Below are 15207 nucleotides of genomic sequence, written 5' to 3' on the forward strand. Positions count from 1 at the left end.
CTACACATTGTAATGTGCAAATACTCCATAGTCAAATGATTCTTAAAGTTGTTTCGGTCTAGTGGTAGATGGTAGATTAGTAGAAAGGGGGAAAACTTGAATGATTCTTACCGGTATGATTCTCGATGTGGAAACAACAGGCTTATCGCCCATTCAGGATGAAATAATAGAAATTGGTTTCCTGCTGTTTCGTTATGATACAGATACAGATGTCTTTTTAGAAACTCTAGAAGAGCACTCTTTTTTAAGAGAGCCTTTGTCTCTTTCAGCCAGAAAAAACTATGAATTTGCCTTTCGAATTCATTTGATTCCTTTTGAAGATGTTAAGGGCAAAACGTTTGATGATACAAAGATAAAGTCAGCGATCCATAAGGCTGATTTTATTATTGCTCATAATGCTTCATTTGACCGGAGCTTCACTGCTAAAATGTATCCTGAGCTGCATTCAAAGAAATGGTACTGCTCTGCCAGAAATATTCCGTGGAAGAAATACGGCTACCAAAGTGCCAAGTTAATCAGCCTATTACATAGCCACAAGCTGGCAGCTGTGCAGACTCACCGTGCACTGGATGATGTAAAACAGCTTCACCAGCTGCTGAAGAGCCCGAATTACGAAGGCACATCCTACTTGAATATCGCTTTAACAGAACGTGCTTCTGCACCAAAGTCAAAGTCGATTAAATGTTTACTTTCCGGTGTAAAACAAAAAAGTGCAGACGGGATGAGTCCGCAGGCATATCTGCCCCATATTACTCAAAACGAAACTTTGCTGTTAAAAAAAGAAGAGCAAACAGATCGGTTTCATGTGTATACCACCGGCCGAAACTATCTGGGCTTCATTGGCGCTGCCCAAAGCAAAAAATTAGCCGGCTATATAAAAGAATCTTTCCAGCTCACAGCAAAAGTTCTTGAGATCCTTCTTAATGAAAAAGGAGAGCACGGCTGCAGGATTGAAATCAGCATCGAAGAACAGGCGAAGAAAAAAGAGCATTCATTTAACCGTTAAAAGAGCAGCATGCAGCTGTTCTTTTTTATATTTACAAATTGCGGGCAGGGTTTCTGAATAGACTGAATGTATAGTTGAAATGAAATGGAGAAGACGGCTGATGACACATAAAACTCCCGATCTTACTAAGTTTACAGATGCTTTGCCCATTATTCCGCAGCTTGGGCCTCATCAAAAAGGAAACAGCTTTACGTATTATAAAGTGAGAATGACTGAATGCAGACTATCTCTTCACAGCGAATTAAATCCTTCCGCTCTCTGGTGTTATGAAAACTCCTATCCAGGTCCTGTAATTGAAGTTGAAAGCCGGGAGAAAACCTATATAAAATGGATTAACAATCTCCCGTCTAAGCACTTTTTGCCCATTGATTATACCGTTCACGGCGCTCATAAGGATGTACCAGAAGTTAGAACCGTCGTCCATGTGCATGGCGCAAGTGTTGAATGGGAAAGCGACGGGTATCCTGAGGCGTGGTTTACAAATGGATTTAAGCAAAAAGGTCCCTATTTCAGAAAAAAAGTGTACGAATATGAAAATAAGATGCGCTCCTGTACACTTTGGTATCATGATCATGCTCTCGGTATTACAAGACTAAATATTTATGCGGGTCTTGCAGGATTCTATCTCATACGGGATCAGCATGAAAGGTCATTGAATTTGCCTTTTGGTCAGTATGAAATACCCCTGATGATACAAGACAAATCATTTAATGAAGATGGATCTCTCTATTATCCAAAGCAGCCGGAAAATCCAGTACCGGAACTTGAGGCATCTGTTTCACCTGAATTTTTCGGAGATGTCAATTTAGTTAATGGCAAAGTATGGCCATATTTAAATGTTGAGCCCCGAAAATACAGGTTCAGGCTGCTGAATGCGGCAAACTCCCGTTTTTATCTATTGAAGCTTGATTCTGGCCAGTTTTTTTATCAAATCGGAACGGATAGCGGATTAATGGAATTTCCAATCGGTGTACCGGAAATCATGCTGGCTCCGGCTGAAAGAGCAGATGTCATCGTTGATTTTACAAATTTAGAGGGCAGAAAAATCATTTTGGAAAATCATGCAAAAGCTCCTTTTCCAGGCGGCAAGATGCCTGATCGGAATACAGCCGCGGTCATGGAATTCAGAGTGTCGCTTCCGCTCTCCTCAATCGATACGAGTGTCATTCCATCTTTTCTTTTGCCTTATCCAGTCTTTAAGGAGAACTCCATCTCGAGAACACGATTCTTAACTCTGGATGACAATCATGATCAATATGGCCGCGAGCTGATGTTATTAGACAACAAAACATGGGATGATCCTATAAGCGAGAAGCCGAGACTTGAAACAATTGAAATTTGGCACCTGATCAATTTAACTGATGACGCCCACCCCATTCATATTCACCTCGTTGATTTCCAGATCCTTGATCGAAGACCATTTGATGCAGAGAAGTTTAAAAAGAAAAAAGTCATTTCTTACACAGGACCGAGCATTCCGCCAGAGCCTCAGGAAAGAGGCTGGAAAGACACTGTCAGAGCGAATCCTGAACAGGTAACACGAATCATAATGAAGTTTGGACCCTACACCGGATTGTATGTTTGGCATTGCCATATACTAGAGCATGAAGATTACGAAATGATGCGGCCATTTATCGTCATTCGCTGAATATTTGTGTGAAAGATCAACTTACAGGAAAGTTGATCTTTTAAGTGCTGAAAATATTCCTTAACATTTGTGTCTGTTATTTTAAAATGACTTTCCACATTCATTCCTAATTTGTTCAATGATGAAAGGTAAATCTGCCAAATCATCAATGATGAAATCTGTTTCAAAACTGCCCCATTGAGAGTCCTTTTTCCAAATTCCTTTCATTCCTGCTTTTTGAGCAGCACTTACATCGTTTTCAGGATGATCTCCAACGTAAATACTTTCGTCCGGTGAAACATTTAATTGCTCTAAAGCTATTTTAAATATTAGAGGATCAGGTTTTTTTACACCTTCCCATTCCGAAACAATGATTGTTTCAAAATACGTTTTAATTCCCAATGCGTTTATGTTATCTATTTGGAACTTGCCTTTTCCGTTCGTTATGATTCCTAATTTAATGGACTTGCTTTTTAACCCTTTTAACATACTGATAAGATTTGGAAAAGGGATACAGCAATTCTTAAATTGATCTATGTAATCCTGAAGTAAACTCTCCCAAGTGATCGCAGTAATGGTAAACTCATCGACCAATTGCTGATACACTATGTCTTTCCATACATACCCCCGAGAATCTAACTCTATAAACCTTGCAGTATACTTTCCTTTTGGGATATGACCTACCCATTTATTCAATCGATCGTATTGCCCGGCTATAAACTTCTGTACTGAAGCATCCCGATCTAACAGCGTTCCATCTAAATCAAAGATGACTGCCTTAATCATTTTTGTATTCTCTCCCTATAAACACAATTCTTGTTTCCTTCTTTATCAATAGACTAAACACCTCTCTTTTTGGTCCATTTCAAAAGACGCCTTCTTATTAAAGAATGGCGCCTTTTTCTTGTTAAAAGCTTAATCTATAATCACCTAAGACTTTTTTAAAATAGGTATCCATATTTCACTTTTAAACGCTTTAGAACTTGTATCTTTATTTTCATTCCACAGGATTTCCGGACCTTCTAGTTGTTCATAATTTGAGGATGGAAACCATTCGGAATAAATTCGTCCCCATACTTCTTGCAGTTTATCAGGAAATGGCCCGATTGCTTCAAATACAGCCCATGTTGAAGATGAAACTTCTAGCTGTGACAGTTCATCTGGACATTCCTTAGTTGTTGCTGCGCCAATATAGTGGTCAAGCTCCCCTTTTTCCTCCATTCTCCCTTCAGAAAAGTTCGTGGAGGCACTAATTATTCCAATAGGCTCAACATTAGAAAGATTTTTTAGTTGATTAATCGTTTCAGTATCTAACCTTTGCCACATAGAAGCAATCTCTGGATTAACCCCATTAAATTGAACAGGTACTCTTTTCTTCATACCAACAATGCGAAATGCCTCTTTTTCTTCTATTCGGTAGTTCATTTCACTTCCTCCTTTAATTGATAACTGAAAGGCCATCCGTGGGTAAGCTTTCAGTGAATGGCCGCTATTTCTGGCTTCCGACGGTGTGATTCCATGCAAATTTTGAAATGCCCTTGCAAAAGAATCTGGTGAACTGTATCCGTATTTCATTGCAATATCAATGACCTTTAAACTGCTGTCTCTAAGCTCAAACGCTGCAAGTGTTAGTCGTCTGCGGCGGATGTATTCCGATAGCGAAATACCTGCAAGGAAAGAAAACATCCTTTTAAAATGATATTCAGAGCATAAAGACAGTCTTGCAGCTTCTTTCATGTCAAGATCATCAGTAAGGTTTTCTTCAATGTACTGAATCGCTCCATTCATGTTCTTAAGCAAATCCATTCGGGTGACCTCCTTTATCAATAGATTAACAGGGGAAGACTGGTTCCTGCCCGACATTTCGTGCACACTTATGCAGGGTCTTATTATTCTCGGATTCTCACTATTAATTTTGATTAAACTGCAGTTGAACTTATCATTTAATCCTTCCCATCAATATAGTATTATAATAATTTCCGTCAGATAACCTTTTGTCTTTTTTTTAAGATTCCTTCTACTTCAAAACCAAAGCCCTTATAAAGCTTTATAGCTTTTTCATTGGTTTCTAAAACATTCAGCGTCATTTTCCTGATTCCATTAGAGTCTGCCCAATAGACAGTTTCTTTTAAAAGATTTTTTCCTATGTCATATCCCCAATATTCTTTTAATATACCGATTCCAAATTCTGCTTTATGAGAAATTCTTCTCAATTTTCCCCCTTCACATCTTGAAAAACCTACTATACTTCCATTTACTTTTGCTACTAAAAAAAGGTTATTCAGCCTCTCTGTATCATCTTTAATAATCTGTTTAAATCCTGATTCATCTATGTACGCCTCTCCTTTTTCTCTATCTAAATTTTCTGTTTCCCCGTCTATCTGCAATCTTAGATCAGACAAATTGTTCGCATCTTCTTCTACTGCAGACCTTACAATATAACGTAAATCATTAATGTTGAATTCTTTTTGAGTAACTCTCAGGGATCAATGCCTCCAACTGTAATTATTACTTCTCTTTCAATTAACTGTTTAATTTTTTTATCTTCCACACTAATTGATCTGGCTCATCTTTTTCAAGGAATGTTAAGCGGTAAACGGTATTAAATCTATCATCAGCAAACTCTAATTTATTATTGAGCTTCCATACAAGGATCCAGTATTCACTGAATAAGTTTTGTTCATCTGTATTCTCCACGGAGAAAATTTTATCCTTGCCTACAACTTTACCGTTTCTTTTCTTAATTTCCATGTATACATCGATTGTAGACACCTCATGATGACACAGGATGCTGCCCACGTATTTCTTATTTGGGCTGCTTTTTTTTATAAGTGGATAGATATTCTGATAATCCAGTTGTTTGACTTTCTCATAAACTTCATCAAGAAGAGATGTGTCCCAGTTAAATTCACAAGCAGCCAGCTTCATTCCTTCGTGAACGATTTCTAAGGTTTTAACTTTCTTCTTCCTATCAGATAATTCTAAAAATCCCTGAACATCCACCTCTACAAATACAGGAAAATAGTTAAATATGATGTGATCATAAGGATCCAGCTGCTTTCCTTTTTCCAGATTTTCTACACAGTTGATCTGAATTCCTCTATCATCCTTCGCATGCAATTTTGGCAGAAGCCGGCTGTATAAAAAAGATATGCTTCTTGTCTGATTAAAGAATAGCCTATTCTGATCCATATCCGCTGGAACTAAAAGCTGAATATCTTTTATAATCGGCATAATAACAGTCTCCTTATGGTCTATGTGGAATCTTAAATCCCGTTTTCTTCTTTATATTCGTTATTCGAATGTACACGTTCAGCGAAGATTGCGGAACATCCATTCTGCATGAATATACGAATAAGGATATTTACAGCTAAGTTACTCCATGCATTTTTCATTTCTCAAATCCTCCGGAAAATCAGTTAATAGAAAGAAACTTATTCTCCCGATTTGCACATTTACTTCATACTTTAATTATTTCAAAATGAAACAATTTACTCAATCCTTTCTTTCATTAGAAAGATGGGAAACTTTCGGGTAATTTAAGTCTTGGAAACAGAACCTGCTGCTTTAATTGTCATTTCAAATTCCTCTTGGCAGTTGTACTTATGCCGTTAAATTAAGCCATCCAAACTCCACCTCCAATTGTTGCTTGCGCCTAACAATTTGCATGCAGTTCATCAATCGGATGCATATTTATTCATATTATTCTAAAATAACCTCTTTCCTCCAAAATTGAATAATATCCGAACAGTATATTCCTAGAAATAGCCATTTCATAGGCTTTATGGCCCCTTATTTTCAAGAAGTCTTATTTATTTTCAAAAAATTAATTTTCATATAATACTAAATAGTGATAAAATAATGGAGATTTTATAATTCTGTAAACGCTTACTTAAAAGGAGGCCTCCATGTTAAATCAGAATCAGGAATTGAAAAAGGAATTAAAAGAAAGGCATATTTTGATGATTGCCTTAGGCGGTGTAATCGGTACAGGACTATTCCTGAGCACCGGGTATACCATTGGCGAGGCGGGACCGGGAGGAGCAATTCTCGCGTATCTGATTGGCGGCTTTGTCATGTATTTGACAATGCTTTGCCTCGGTGAATTGGCCGTTGCGAACCCAGACGTAGGATCTTATCAAACTTACGCAACAAAGTTTATATCACCGGGAGCAGGCTACGTGGTAGGCTGGATGTCTTGGCTGAACTGGTCTGTCACTATTGGCCTGGAACTGCTTACGGTCAGTATTTTGATGAAGCGCTGGTTTCCGGACGTTTCACCGTGGATTTGGTGCATCGTATTTGCTATCCTGCTTTTTAGCATCAATGCATTGTCTACAAAAAGCTTTGCAGAAGTTGAGTTTTGGTTTGCAGGCATCAAGGTAATTACCGTTATCGCTTTTATTCTTTTAGGCGGAGCAGCCATGTTTGGATTTCTTCAAATGGGGGGCGGAGAGCCTGCTCCATTTTTAAGCAATTATACGGATCACGGCGGATTATTTCCGCATGGAATAGCGGCAATTTTAATTACTATGATCGGCGTGAATTTTTCTTTTCAGGGAACGGAACTCGTTGGAATCGCAGCGGGGGAGAGTGAGAACCCTGAAAAAACAATTCCAAAAGCCATCAATAGTACAGCTTGGCGCATTCTTATCTTCTTCATTCTCTCTGTTTTTGTATTGGCTGGACTGTTTCCATGGAAAGAAGCAGGACTTGTGGAAAGTCCGTTTGTCGTTGTATTTGATAACATAGGGATTCCATATGCGGCGGACATTATGAACTTTGTTATTATCACTGCAGTTTTATCAGTCGCAAACTCTGGATTATACGCTACATCCCGTATGCTCTGGTCGATGTCCAGACAGGGGATGATTCATGAAAGATTCGGGAAGCTGAATAAAAGCGGAGTCCCTATCAATGCTCTAGCTGCAAGCATGATTGTGGGCTGCTTGTGCCTATTGTGCGGCTTTTTTGCCGAAGACACCGTATACTTGTGGCTGCTGTCTATCGCCGGTTTTGGAGCAGTATTTGTATGGGCATCCATCGCTCTTTCCAACTACTTAGGCAGGAAAAAGTTTTTGAGAAACGGCGGAAAGATCAGTGACCTGAAGTTCAGGACGCCATTTTATCCAATCGTCCCTCTAGCTGCGCTGTCTGCCAATGTACTGGTGATGGTGAGTCTAGCTTTCATTCCAGACCAAAGAATGGCACTATACTGCGGAATTCCTTTTCTGATAGGGTGCGCTTTATATTATCGTTTTGCCGCAAAGGACAAGATGGAGAAGAAACGGCTCGTTCAAGAGCAGGACTTAATGGAATTGGATAGAAAAAAAATCTTATAACAGGTAAAAAGAAAAAGGACCAATTAAAAGGTCCTTTTTCCTTTATTCAAACAGATATCTTATAATTCCGGGGCTGATCCAATCAGTCCGCCATCAAGATTCGTTCTATGATCCTTCCAAATTCTTAGTTAACGGGGACGATCACGATGTGCTGCAATGGTCTATTAAATAAGAGGATTTCACCTTGTTAACACACCCGAAAAGTAAGTTCGTCATGGTTTGATGACAAGTACTATGACATTTATATGTGATTACTATCATAAGATGAAACTATCACATATAAATGAAATTATGGAGGAGACTTATGAAAGCAATTGTATGCACAAAATACGGTTCACCAGATGTTCTTCAGCTTAAAGAGGTAGAAAAATCTTCTCCAAAGGACAATGAAATCCTGGTAAAAGTTCATGCGACAACAGTTACAACCGGGGACTGCAGAGTTCGAAGTTTCGAAAGCCCTATCTTGTACTGGATCCCCATGCGAATAGTCTTAGGTCTCAGTAAACCAAGAAAACCTATACTGGGTGTGGAATTAGCCGGAGAAATAGAAGCAATAGGCAAAGATGTAAGGCGATTTAAGAAAGGTGACCATGTTTTTGCATTAACTGGGATGAGTTTTGGTGCTCATGCCGAGTATACATGTCTGCCTGAAAACGGATTGGTGGCAAAAAAACCTGCCAATATGACCTTTGATGAAGCCGCTGCCGTTCCCTTTGGGGGAACTACATCCTTGCATTTTCTTAGAAAAGGAAACATCCAAAACGGTCAAAAAGTTCTTATCTATGGAGCTTCTGGAGCAGTAGGGACCTCCGCGGTACAGCTTGCCAAGTACTTTGGGGCAGAAGTTACCGGAGTATGCAGTACCACAAATTTAGAATTGGTGAAATCTCTGGGAGCCGATAAGGTAATTGATTATACCCAAGAGGATTTTACGAAAAGTGGAGAGTATTATGATATCATCTTTGATGCAGTTGGAAAAAACTCAAAATCAAATTGCAAGAAAGCCCTGACTCCGAACGGAAAATATGTATCAGTTGCAGGGCAAGGGATAGCAAAGGTACGCACTGAAGATTTAATTATCCTTAGTGAGATTATTGAGACGGGAAAGATAAATTCCGCCATAGATAGACGCTACCCGCTCGAACAAATACCTGAGGCTCACAGATATGTAGAAAAAGGACATAAAAAGGGAAATGTAGTCATAACTTTTGATCATATTAACAAAACCTGACAAAGCTCTCCGCCAAATGCTGTTCGGTCAAGTGTCTTTCCTCCATATAAAGTAATGAATTAATAAAATGACGGTATTTTTATTTATACAGAAAGACGATAACACACAATTGAAAAAGAAAATGCTCAGATTTTTGTACTCTGGGCATTTCTTTTCATATTGGCTTAATTCATAAAACCCCTTTAGTTAACGATAACGCTGAACGCTGCCCCTTTCTTTATTCCCCTTTTTTATTATTAACATCGAGTTAGCATTTGCCTGAAATTCATATGGTACTTTAACTTCTTCGACTAAACATCCATTATCAGCGAGATAACCTATTAATTTATCTAAATGCTCATATCGTTTTCCTTCCAAATCAACTAAAGGGAAAATGCGAATTTCCTCTTGAGTAACCCTCAATAACTCATTTAGCGTTGTTATATGAAATTGGTAATCTAATCGGTCCGCATACATAAATAGAAAATGAGCAGAAAGAAGAATATCAAATTCTGCATCATTAAATAGCAAAGAAGGTAAAGTGACAGGAACATATCGTCCACTCGATTTCCTAATATCCTTTGCACAATCATTTAAGGCACTCAGACGATATTTTCTAAGACCGTTTATATCTTTAAAATAATCCCAAATATAATTACTTTTTGCCTTATCCATAAGTTCCATAGCATGCTCGATGTCTTGAAGTCCTTTATTATATAGATCTTCCTCTGAATGATAATATGCAATATCTGCAGCTTTTACATCTAGACCATGTTTGCTGCCAACAGCAGTAAAGGAACAAGCTCCTGCTGGACAATCCAGTATTTTTTTCCCCTTCAGTGATTCTGCCGAAAGGGAAAACATATCCAAATACTCTTCAAAGGTTCTCCCAATAAAAACAATTCTTTCTAAATCTAACTTTATACTCTGCTCAACTCTGCTCAACTAAACTCACCTCTTAAAATAAGAATTAAAATAATACTAGCACAACTTATTGGAAAACTTAACCTTTATTTAGTATCTTATTCTGCCCTTTAAAAATACCAATCTAATAATCAATCACAACATATATTGTTATATTTTATTGCTATTTCTCATAAAAATATAAGGGGGCAGATTTAATGAGAACAAATTACAGAAGATGGTCTGAATATCCTTACCCAGGAGAGCAAACCCCGCCTAAAGCTTATACAGCTCCAGCGTATTTTCCAATGTTTTTTATTTTCAGGCAAGGAAACAATCAATTCCTGGATCCCTTTCAGCAGCGTATTAATTGGCAAATTAAAAATCCTTTTGAAGTTGATTGGGGTACAGAGTTATCTATAGTAGAACAAACATTGTCATCCATAAAGCCTCAACAAATACGCATTGCACAATACTGGGGGACGGTCGAAGCAACTCAGAATATGACTCCTATGATTTTCAGTTACGCAAAAAAATATAAACTAGGATCACCGCATATTGCCAGAGCACTCGGATATTTTCACGCTGCTGTTAATGATGCCTTTGTGATGTCGTGGTATTTTAAATATCTTTGGGATGTGGCACGTCCAAATCAATATGGCAGAAACCTATCCCCTGTGTTGACTACACCGCGTTTTCCATCCTACCCTTCTGCACACGCCACTGTTGCAGGATGTGCAGAATCGGTATTAAGTTATTTCTTTCCACCAGAGCAATCAGGAATAAAAAACACAATGGAACAATGCGCTTTATCGCGTTTGTACGCTGGCGTACATTTTAAAGCAGATAATGATGAAGGCTTGAGATTAGGCAGGCAAATCGGTGGTATGGTTGTAAATGTATTGAAAGCACAAAACATCAATGATTTTCAATAGTATAAAAAACCATGTAATTAAGGTTGATTTTATTTATTAAAGGATAATATTGCACCCGATGATGTGCGAAGAATGCGCAACTGGATTGCCACGCAGAAAAAAAAGCAGCAAGTTAAACTTGCTGCTTTAAAAATCGCGTTCCGCTGCTAGAACAGCTTCTTGATCAGCAATTATATCAAATAAAGCTCATCCAAGCTCCAAATCATGCGTATTCGATATTACCTGCCTTTTTGTCTTATTCTATTTTTTATAATGGCAATACCTAGAAGGATAATTGGAATAATCACCTGAAATGGAAGATGCAAATATAGTGTAACTATCTGTAAACCTTCCTGCAGATGACCAGAAAAATTACTTGCCATCGTTATAGACAAAGTCAAAATGACGAGACCAATTGGATAAACCATTCGTGAAGGTTCTTTGATGTTAAACAAGTTTGCAGTTCCTGTAACAGCTGCATAACAATAGATGCTTATTTTGAAGAAGCCGCCAATAATAAGGGCAAGCATAAAATACACATCAAGCCGTTCCAAAAAATCTGCAACCTGAATGGTTTGTATTGTACTAAGAAGAGGAAATGCAGCAAGGGTGGTAAGATCCACGCCTAGAACACTTATGTTAAATGCCATTACAATAGCTAAGTTTATTCCACTTAATCCCAAAGCAAACAAACCGGTCATTCTCGCCTTTTTCGATTTATTTAAATAAGGCATAATCATCGTAAATACGATGACTTCTCCAAAAGGGACATACAAGGTTTGAGTCATTGCGGCTTTTAAAACCGGGAGAATTCCATCTTCAAGTACCGGCTTTAAATTATTAATATCAATTAATCCTGAGACTACAACAAGGATGAAGCCTGTAATTGCGAGCAAGTACATTAATACAAACAGCAATTCACCTGTTCTTGCCAATACCTCGATTCCTTTTCGAATGGTATAGACAACAGCCAGCGTCAATAATGCGTTTATAATGAACAACGGTGTATCTGGATAAGCAAACGTTACCAATAATTCTCCAAAGTCTCGCAATACCCTTGCAGCGAGATATGTAAAATATAAAATATAAAGATAGGAAAGGATGCGCCCGAGTACTTTTCCAATAATTTTTTGAGTATATTCTGTTGGAAGCATATCAGGATAAAAACAGTAAAGGCCATGATAGACTAAAAATAGGACAAAACCGCCCAGCATACCAAGCAGAACTGCAATCCAGGCATCCTGTTTTGTCTCGGTAGCAAGCGGAAACAGTAATGCACTTCCAAGTTCGAACAGTAAAATAAGGACAAACAGCTGATATGAGCTAATTTTCGCCTTCTCCACTGAATTGTCACTTCCCTTTAATTATTTATCCATTTCAGATAAGTGGGGCTTTTTTATCATACCTGTTCTGCGAATAAAAGCATCAACTTTCACATCTACCTTTACTTCTGGAAAGTGAACATCGTTCCAATCATTTTTTAGCTTTTTCCATTCAACTGGATTGGAGCGATATACAGCATCACCAAACCCAAAAATATCCGTTTTGTCTTCCTTTGCCAGTTGTACTGCCTCTTTGATCTCTTTCTTGATTTCTTTTTCTAATAATTCTTCGATTTTAAACAAAACGTTGGGGTCATTCAGAGTGACAGGAACAGTAACCTCGCCAATATCCCCTTCTGCACGTACATGAATGGAAATATGAGGACGATTATTTTTCATGTCAGCAGAAATTTTGGTCTTTTGACGGATGACCTGATAGGCAATCGCATCTTTATCCTTCTCCCAGCTGACATTTACATCCGTTGCTTTGATTTTATCAAGCGCCCATAATATGCCTCTAGCAGGTTTCCCTTGATGCCAATTAACCAGCTTACCCTCTTTAAATATGGCAAGGCCCTCAGCTTGAAGGAATGCATCTAGGGCAGTTTGTTGAATATTCTCCATCTTTTTTCCTTGTTCTTTATTGCCCACTAAGCGAAAACCGCTGATCACTGGTTCTTTTCCAGAAGATAGAAGGTTTTTAACAACTTCTTGAATGTTGACATTCAAATGTTCTCCCCATCGTCGCTCCGTGAATTTTAACGTTTTAATCACTTTATTTGCAGGAATTTTGTCCACGGCAGTTAATGTCTTTACAATATCTGAAGCATTCGTATCATGTGCGATCACAACTGTGGCTGTCGTTCGAAATTCAGGGTCCCGCACTAAAGCATCAAACATTTTATTGATACCTTCTTCTTTTGCCAGTTCCTCGCTGATGATCAGCAGGTTTGTATGTGCGTAATATAGTTTTCGCGAAATCTTGGTTGATGCACGCCGGCTCATTTCCACTAAATTTTTACCTGTCGAGGTAAAGACAGAAACGGAAGGACCCTGTCCGCCTCCGCCACCTTGCATGCCTCCTGTCACATTTGCTGGATTAATAATTTGAAAAGTTCCAACATACTCACCGTTATCATTTTTATCAATTCCCAGAGCTGAAATTAATGCCAGATCATTTAATTCCTTTTTGCTCCAGCATCCAGAGAGAATAGGTATTATGATCAAGAGAAGAAATAATGCTTTTAGATTCATTCTGATCGTCCTTCTTTGAACTTAATATTTACCATTCCTCGGTTTTCAGGGGGGCCAGGCTTCTGGTCTTTCCCTCTCCGATTCATATTTTTATTGATTAATCTTGGTCTTTCTTTTAAAGACCACCATGGCAATCGAACAATTGTATCACCTGTATTCGTCGGAATAAAGGGGGCAAATGGTGCCATGTAGGGTACACCAAAAGATCTTAAACCGCATAGATGAACAATCATCATGATAAATGTAAGAATAATTCCATAAAAACCAAATGAAGCAGCACTCAGCATAAAGATAAATCGTATCAAACGGGCAGAAATGGCTATAGCATATGAAGGAGTAGCAAAACTTGCAATCGCAGTGATGGCTACAATAATCACCATGGCTGGCGATACTATACCGGCCTGTACAGCCGCTTGCCCAATTACAAGAGCTCCGACAATTGAGATTGCCGATCCAATCGCTTTTGGCATTCGTATCCCAGCTTCTCGTAATATTTCAAATGTCACTTCCATAACGATTGCTTCAACAAGGGATGGGAAAGGTACGGCTTCACGCTGGGCTGCAACTGCGATTAAGAGAGGTGTTGGGATCATCTCTTGATGGAATGTTGTTGCAGCAACATAAACAGCAGGTGCTATCAGGGATATAAAGAAAATTAGGATGCGCAGGAAACGCAGTGCAGTGGCGATATCAAACCGAACGTAATAATCTTCTGATGACTGAAAAAACTGGATAAATAATGCTGGAGCTAACAGCACAAATGGCGTGCCATCTACAAATATGGCCACTCTTCCTTCCAGGAGATTTCCTGCTACCATATCTGGTCTTTCTGTATGATAGAGTGTTGGAAATGTTGTAAATGACTGATCTTCAATCATCTGTTCAATATAGCCAGACTCAAGAATGCTATCGAGATTAATTCTCTCTAGCCTTTTGCGAACTTCTTTAATAATTTCATCTTTGGCAATACCATTGATATACATGATGACAACATCTGTGTTCGTAACGGTGCCAATTTTAATAGACTCAATCCATAAGTTTGGATTTTTAATAATTCTCCTAACCATGGCTGTATTCGTACCGATTGATTCAGTAAAACTTTCTCTAGAACCACGGACTGCCACCTGAGTTCCAGGCTCCAGTATTGAACGCCTTTCCCCTCCTTTTGTGCTAGCACTCAACCCTATATTTGTACCGTTTACTAATATAATGGTTTCACCCGACATTAAGGATAACAACAGTTCATTCCAATCATTTATCTTTTTTACACTGCCTAAAGAAACAATCTTGTCTGCCATGCTGTCTATGATTTCTTCATGGTTATCTGTTCTTTCTTTTAAATCAAAATCATCCATTATTGATTCAATTATAAAATCGTTGATGGATTGGTTATCTACAATACCCTCAATATAAACAATTGCTGCTCTAATTTCAGGATATTTACTGATTTTCAGCATTCGAATGATGACATCTGAGCTGTTTCCTGTTTTTTGATTTATAGTTGCAATATTTTCTGCCAGAGATATGCCTATGAGCTCTGAAGATTCATTATTTGAATGACCTTCACTATTTTTTTTATTCTTTTCATTTACATTTTTTGATTTAAGCTTTTTAAAAAATGAGGGCATA

Annotated in this window: 13 protein-coding genes and 1 pseudogene; 5 read left to right on the forward strand and 9 right to left on the reverse strand. The window is 38.3% G+C overall.

Annotation, left to right across the window (positions count from 1 at the left end; translation table 11 throughout):
- Positions 1–100 precede the first annotated feature (100 nt).
- Positions 101–1006 carry an exonuclease domain-containing protein gene (locus tag QLQ22_RS20785; RefSeq protein ID WP_284015470.1) on the forward strand — a complete coding sequence of 302 codons (906 nt, stop codon included), beginning with the start codon at positions 101–103 and terminating at the stop codon, positions 1004–1006.
- Positions 1007–1106: 100 nt separating this feature from the next.
- Positions 1107–2654 carry a multicopper oxidase family protein gene (locus tag QLQ22_RS20790; protein ID WP_284015471.1) on the forward strand — a complete coding sequence of 516 codons (1548 nt, stop codon included), beginning with the start codon at positions 1107–1109 and terminating at the stop codon, positions 2652–2654.
- An 81-nt stretch (positions 2655–2735) separates the two neighbouring features.
- Here QLQ22_RS20790 and QLQ22_RS20795 read toward each other — a convergent pair whose 3' ends face one another.
- The 5 genes and pseudogenes from QLQ22_RS20795 to QLQ22_RS20815 form a co-directional block, all read right to left on the reverse strand.
- Positions 2736–3419 carry an HAD family hydrolase gene (locus QLQ22_RS20795; protein WP_284015472.1) on the reverse strand — a complete coding sequence of 228 codons (684 nt, stop codon included), beginning with the start codon at positions 3417–3419 and terminating at the stop codon, positions 2736–2738.
- A gap of 144 nt (positions 3420–3563) precedes the next feature.
- The gene (locus QLQ22_RS20800) at positions 3564–4439 is read right to left on the reverse strand and encodes an AraC family transcriptional regulator (protein WP_284015473.1); all 876 of its coding nucleotides are present in this window, start codon (positions 4437–4439) and stop codon (positions 3564–3566) included.
- A gap of 133 nt (positions 4440–4572) precedes the next feature.
- A pseudogene (locus tag QLQ22_RS20805) lies at positions 4573–5116 on the reverse strand (N-acetyltransferase family protein).
- A gap of 40 nt (positions 5117–5156) precedes the next feature.
- Positions 5157–5867: a hypothetical protein gene (locus QLQ22_RS20810; protein ID WP_284015474.1), complete on the reverse strand. Its 711-nt coding sequence runs from the start codon at positions 5865–5867 to the stop codon at positions 5157–5159.
- A gap of 32 nt (positions 5868–5899) precedes the next feature.
- A complete protein-coding gene (locus QLQ22_RS20815; protein ID WP_284015475.1) occupies positions 5900–6028 on the reverse strand; it encodes a hypothetical protein in 129 nt (42 codons plus the stop codon).
- Positions 6029–6541: 513 nt separating this feature from the next.
- On the opposite strand from QLQ22_RS20815, the gene QLQ22_RS20820 reads away from it, so the two are divergent.
- On the forward strand, positions 6542–7975 hold the full coding sequence (locus tag QLQ22_RS20820) for an amino acid permease (RefSeq protein ID WP_284015476.1): 1434 nt from the start codon (positions 6542–6544) through the stop codon (positions 7973–7975).
- Between the two features lie 304 nt (positions 7976–8279).
- A complete protein-coding gene (locus QLQ22_RS20825; protein ID WP_284015477.1) occupies positions 8280–9206 on the forward strand; it encodes an NAD(P)-dependent alcohol dehydrogenase in 927 nt (308 codons plus the stop codon).
- Positions 9207–9392: 186 nt separating this feature from the next.
- Here the strand turns inward: QLQ22_RS20825 and QLQ22_RS20830 are convergent, their stop codons facing one another.
- Entirely contained in the window at positions 9393–10130 is a 738-nt protein-coding gene (locus QLQ22_RS20830; RefSeq protein ID WP_284015478.1) for an SAM-dependent methyltransferase, read from the reverse strand.
- A 176-nt stretch (positions 10131–10306) separates the two neighbouring features.
- Between QLQ22_RS20830 and QLQ22_RS20835 the strand changes: the two genes are divergently transcribed.
- On the forward strand, positions 10307–11023 hold the full coding sequence (locus tag QLQ22_RS20835) for a vanadium-dependent haloperoxidase (RefSeq protein ID WP_284015479.1): 717 nt from the start codon (positions 10307–10309) through the stop codon (positions 11021–11023).
- Positions 11024–11241: 218 nt separating this feature from the next.
- Here the strand turns inward: QLQ22_RS20835 and QLQ22_RS20840 are convergent, their stop codons facing one another.
- The 3 genes from QLQ22_RS20840 to QLQ22_RS20850 are packed head-to-tail and all read right to left on the reverse strand — an operon-like array spanning position 11242 to position 15206.
- Positions 11242–12345 carry a GerAB/ArcD/ProY family transporter gene (locus tag QLQ22_RS20840; protein ID WP_284015480.1) on the reverse strand — a complete coding sequence of 368 codons (1104 nt, stop codon included), beginning with the start codon at positions 12343–12345 and terminating at the stop codon, positions 11242–11244.
- Between the two features lie 21 nt (positions 12346–12366).
- Positions 12367–13578 carry a Ger(x)C family spore germination protein gene (locus QLQ22_RS20845; RefSeq protein WP_284015481.1) on the reverse strand — a complete coding sequence of 404 codons (1212 nt, stop codon included), beginning with the start codon at positions 13576–13578 and terminating at the stop codon, positions 12367–12369.
- Positions 13575–15206 carry a spore germination protein gene (locus QLQ22_RS20850; protein ID WP_223437731.1) on the reverse strand — a complete coding sequence of 544 codons (1632 nt, stop codon included), beginning with the start codon at positions 15204–15206 and terminating at the stop codon, positions 13575–13577. The genes QLQ22_RS20845 and QLQ22_RS20850 overlap by 4 nt, the downstream gene beginning before the upstream one ends.
- Position 15207 lies beyond the last annotated feature (1 nt).

The sequence above is a fragment of the Metabacillus hrfriensis genome, from assembly GCF_030127205.1.
Classification (GTDB): Bacteria; Bacillota; Bacilli; order Bacillales; family Bacillaceae; genus Bacillus_P; species Bacillus_P dongyingensis.

What these genes read in the sequence shown, in the direction of transcription:
- QLQ22_RS20810 (WP_284015474.1), bottom strand. Translation starts at nt 5,867, where the DNA reads ATGCCGATTATAAAAGATATTCAGCTTTTAGTTCCAGCGGATATGGAT.
- QLQ22_RS20790 (WP_284015471.1), top strand. Translation starts at nt 1,107, where the DNA reads ATGACACATAAAACTCCCGATCTTACTAAGTTTACAGATGCTTTGCCC.
- QLQ22_RS20820 (WP_284015476.1), top strand. Translation starts at nt 6,542, where the DNA reads ATGTTAAATCAGAATCAGGAATTGAAAAAGGAATTAAAAGAAAGGCAT.
- QLQ22_RS20845 (WP_284015481.1), bottom strand. Translation starts at nt 13,578, where the DNA reads ATGAATCTAAAAGCATTATTTCTTCTCTTGATCATAATACCTATTCTC.
- QLQ22_RS20850 (WP_223437731.1), bottom strand. Translation starts at nt 15,206, where the DNA reads ATGCCCTCATTTTTTAAAAAGCTTAAATCAAAAAATGTAAATGAAAAG.
- QLQ22_RS20835 (WP_284015479.1), top strand. Translation starts at nt 10,307, where the DNA reads ATGAGAACAAATTACAGAAGATGGTCTGAATATCCTTACCCAGGAGAG.
- QLQ22_RS20800 (WP_284015473.1), bottom strand. Translation starts at nt 4,439, where the DNA reads ATGGATTTGCTTAAGAACATGAATGGAGCGATTCAGTACATTGAAGAA.
- QLQ22_RS20825 (WP_284015477.1), top strand. Translation starts at nt 8,280, where the DNA reads ATGAAAGCAATTGTATGCACAAAATACGGTTCACCAGATGTTCTTCAG.
- QLQ22_RS20795 (WP_284015472.1), bottom strand. Translation starts at nt 3,419, where the DNA reads ATGATTAAGGCAGTCATCTTTGATTTAGATGGAACGCTGTTAGATCGG.
- QLQ22_RS20815 (WP_284015475.1), bottom strand. Translation starts at nt 6,028, where the DNA reads ATGAAAAATGCATGGAGTAACTTAGCTGTAAATATCCTTATTCGTATA.
- QLQ22_RS20785 (WP_284015470.1), top strand. Translation starts at nt 101, where the DNA reads ATGATTCTTACCGGTATGATTCTCGATGTGGAAACAACAGGCTTATCG.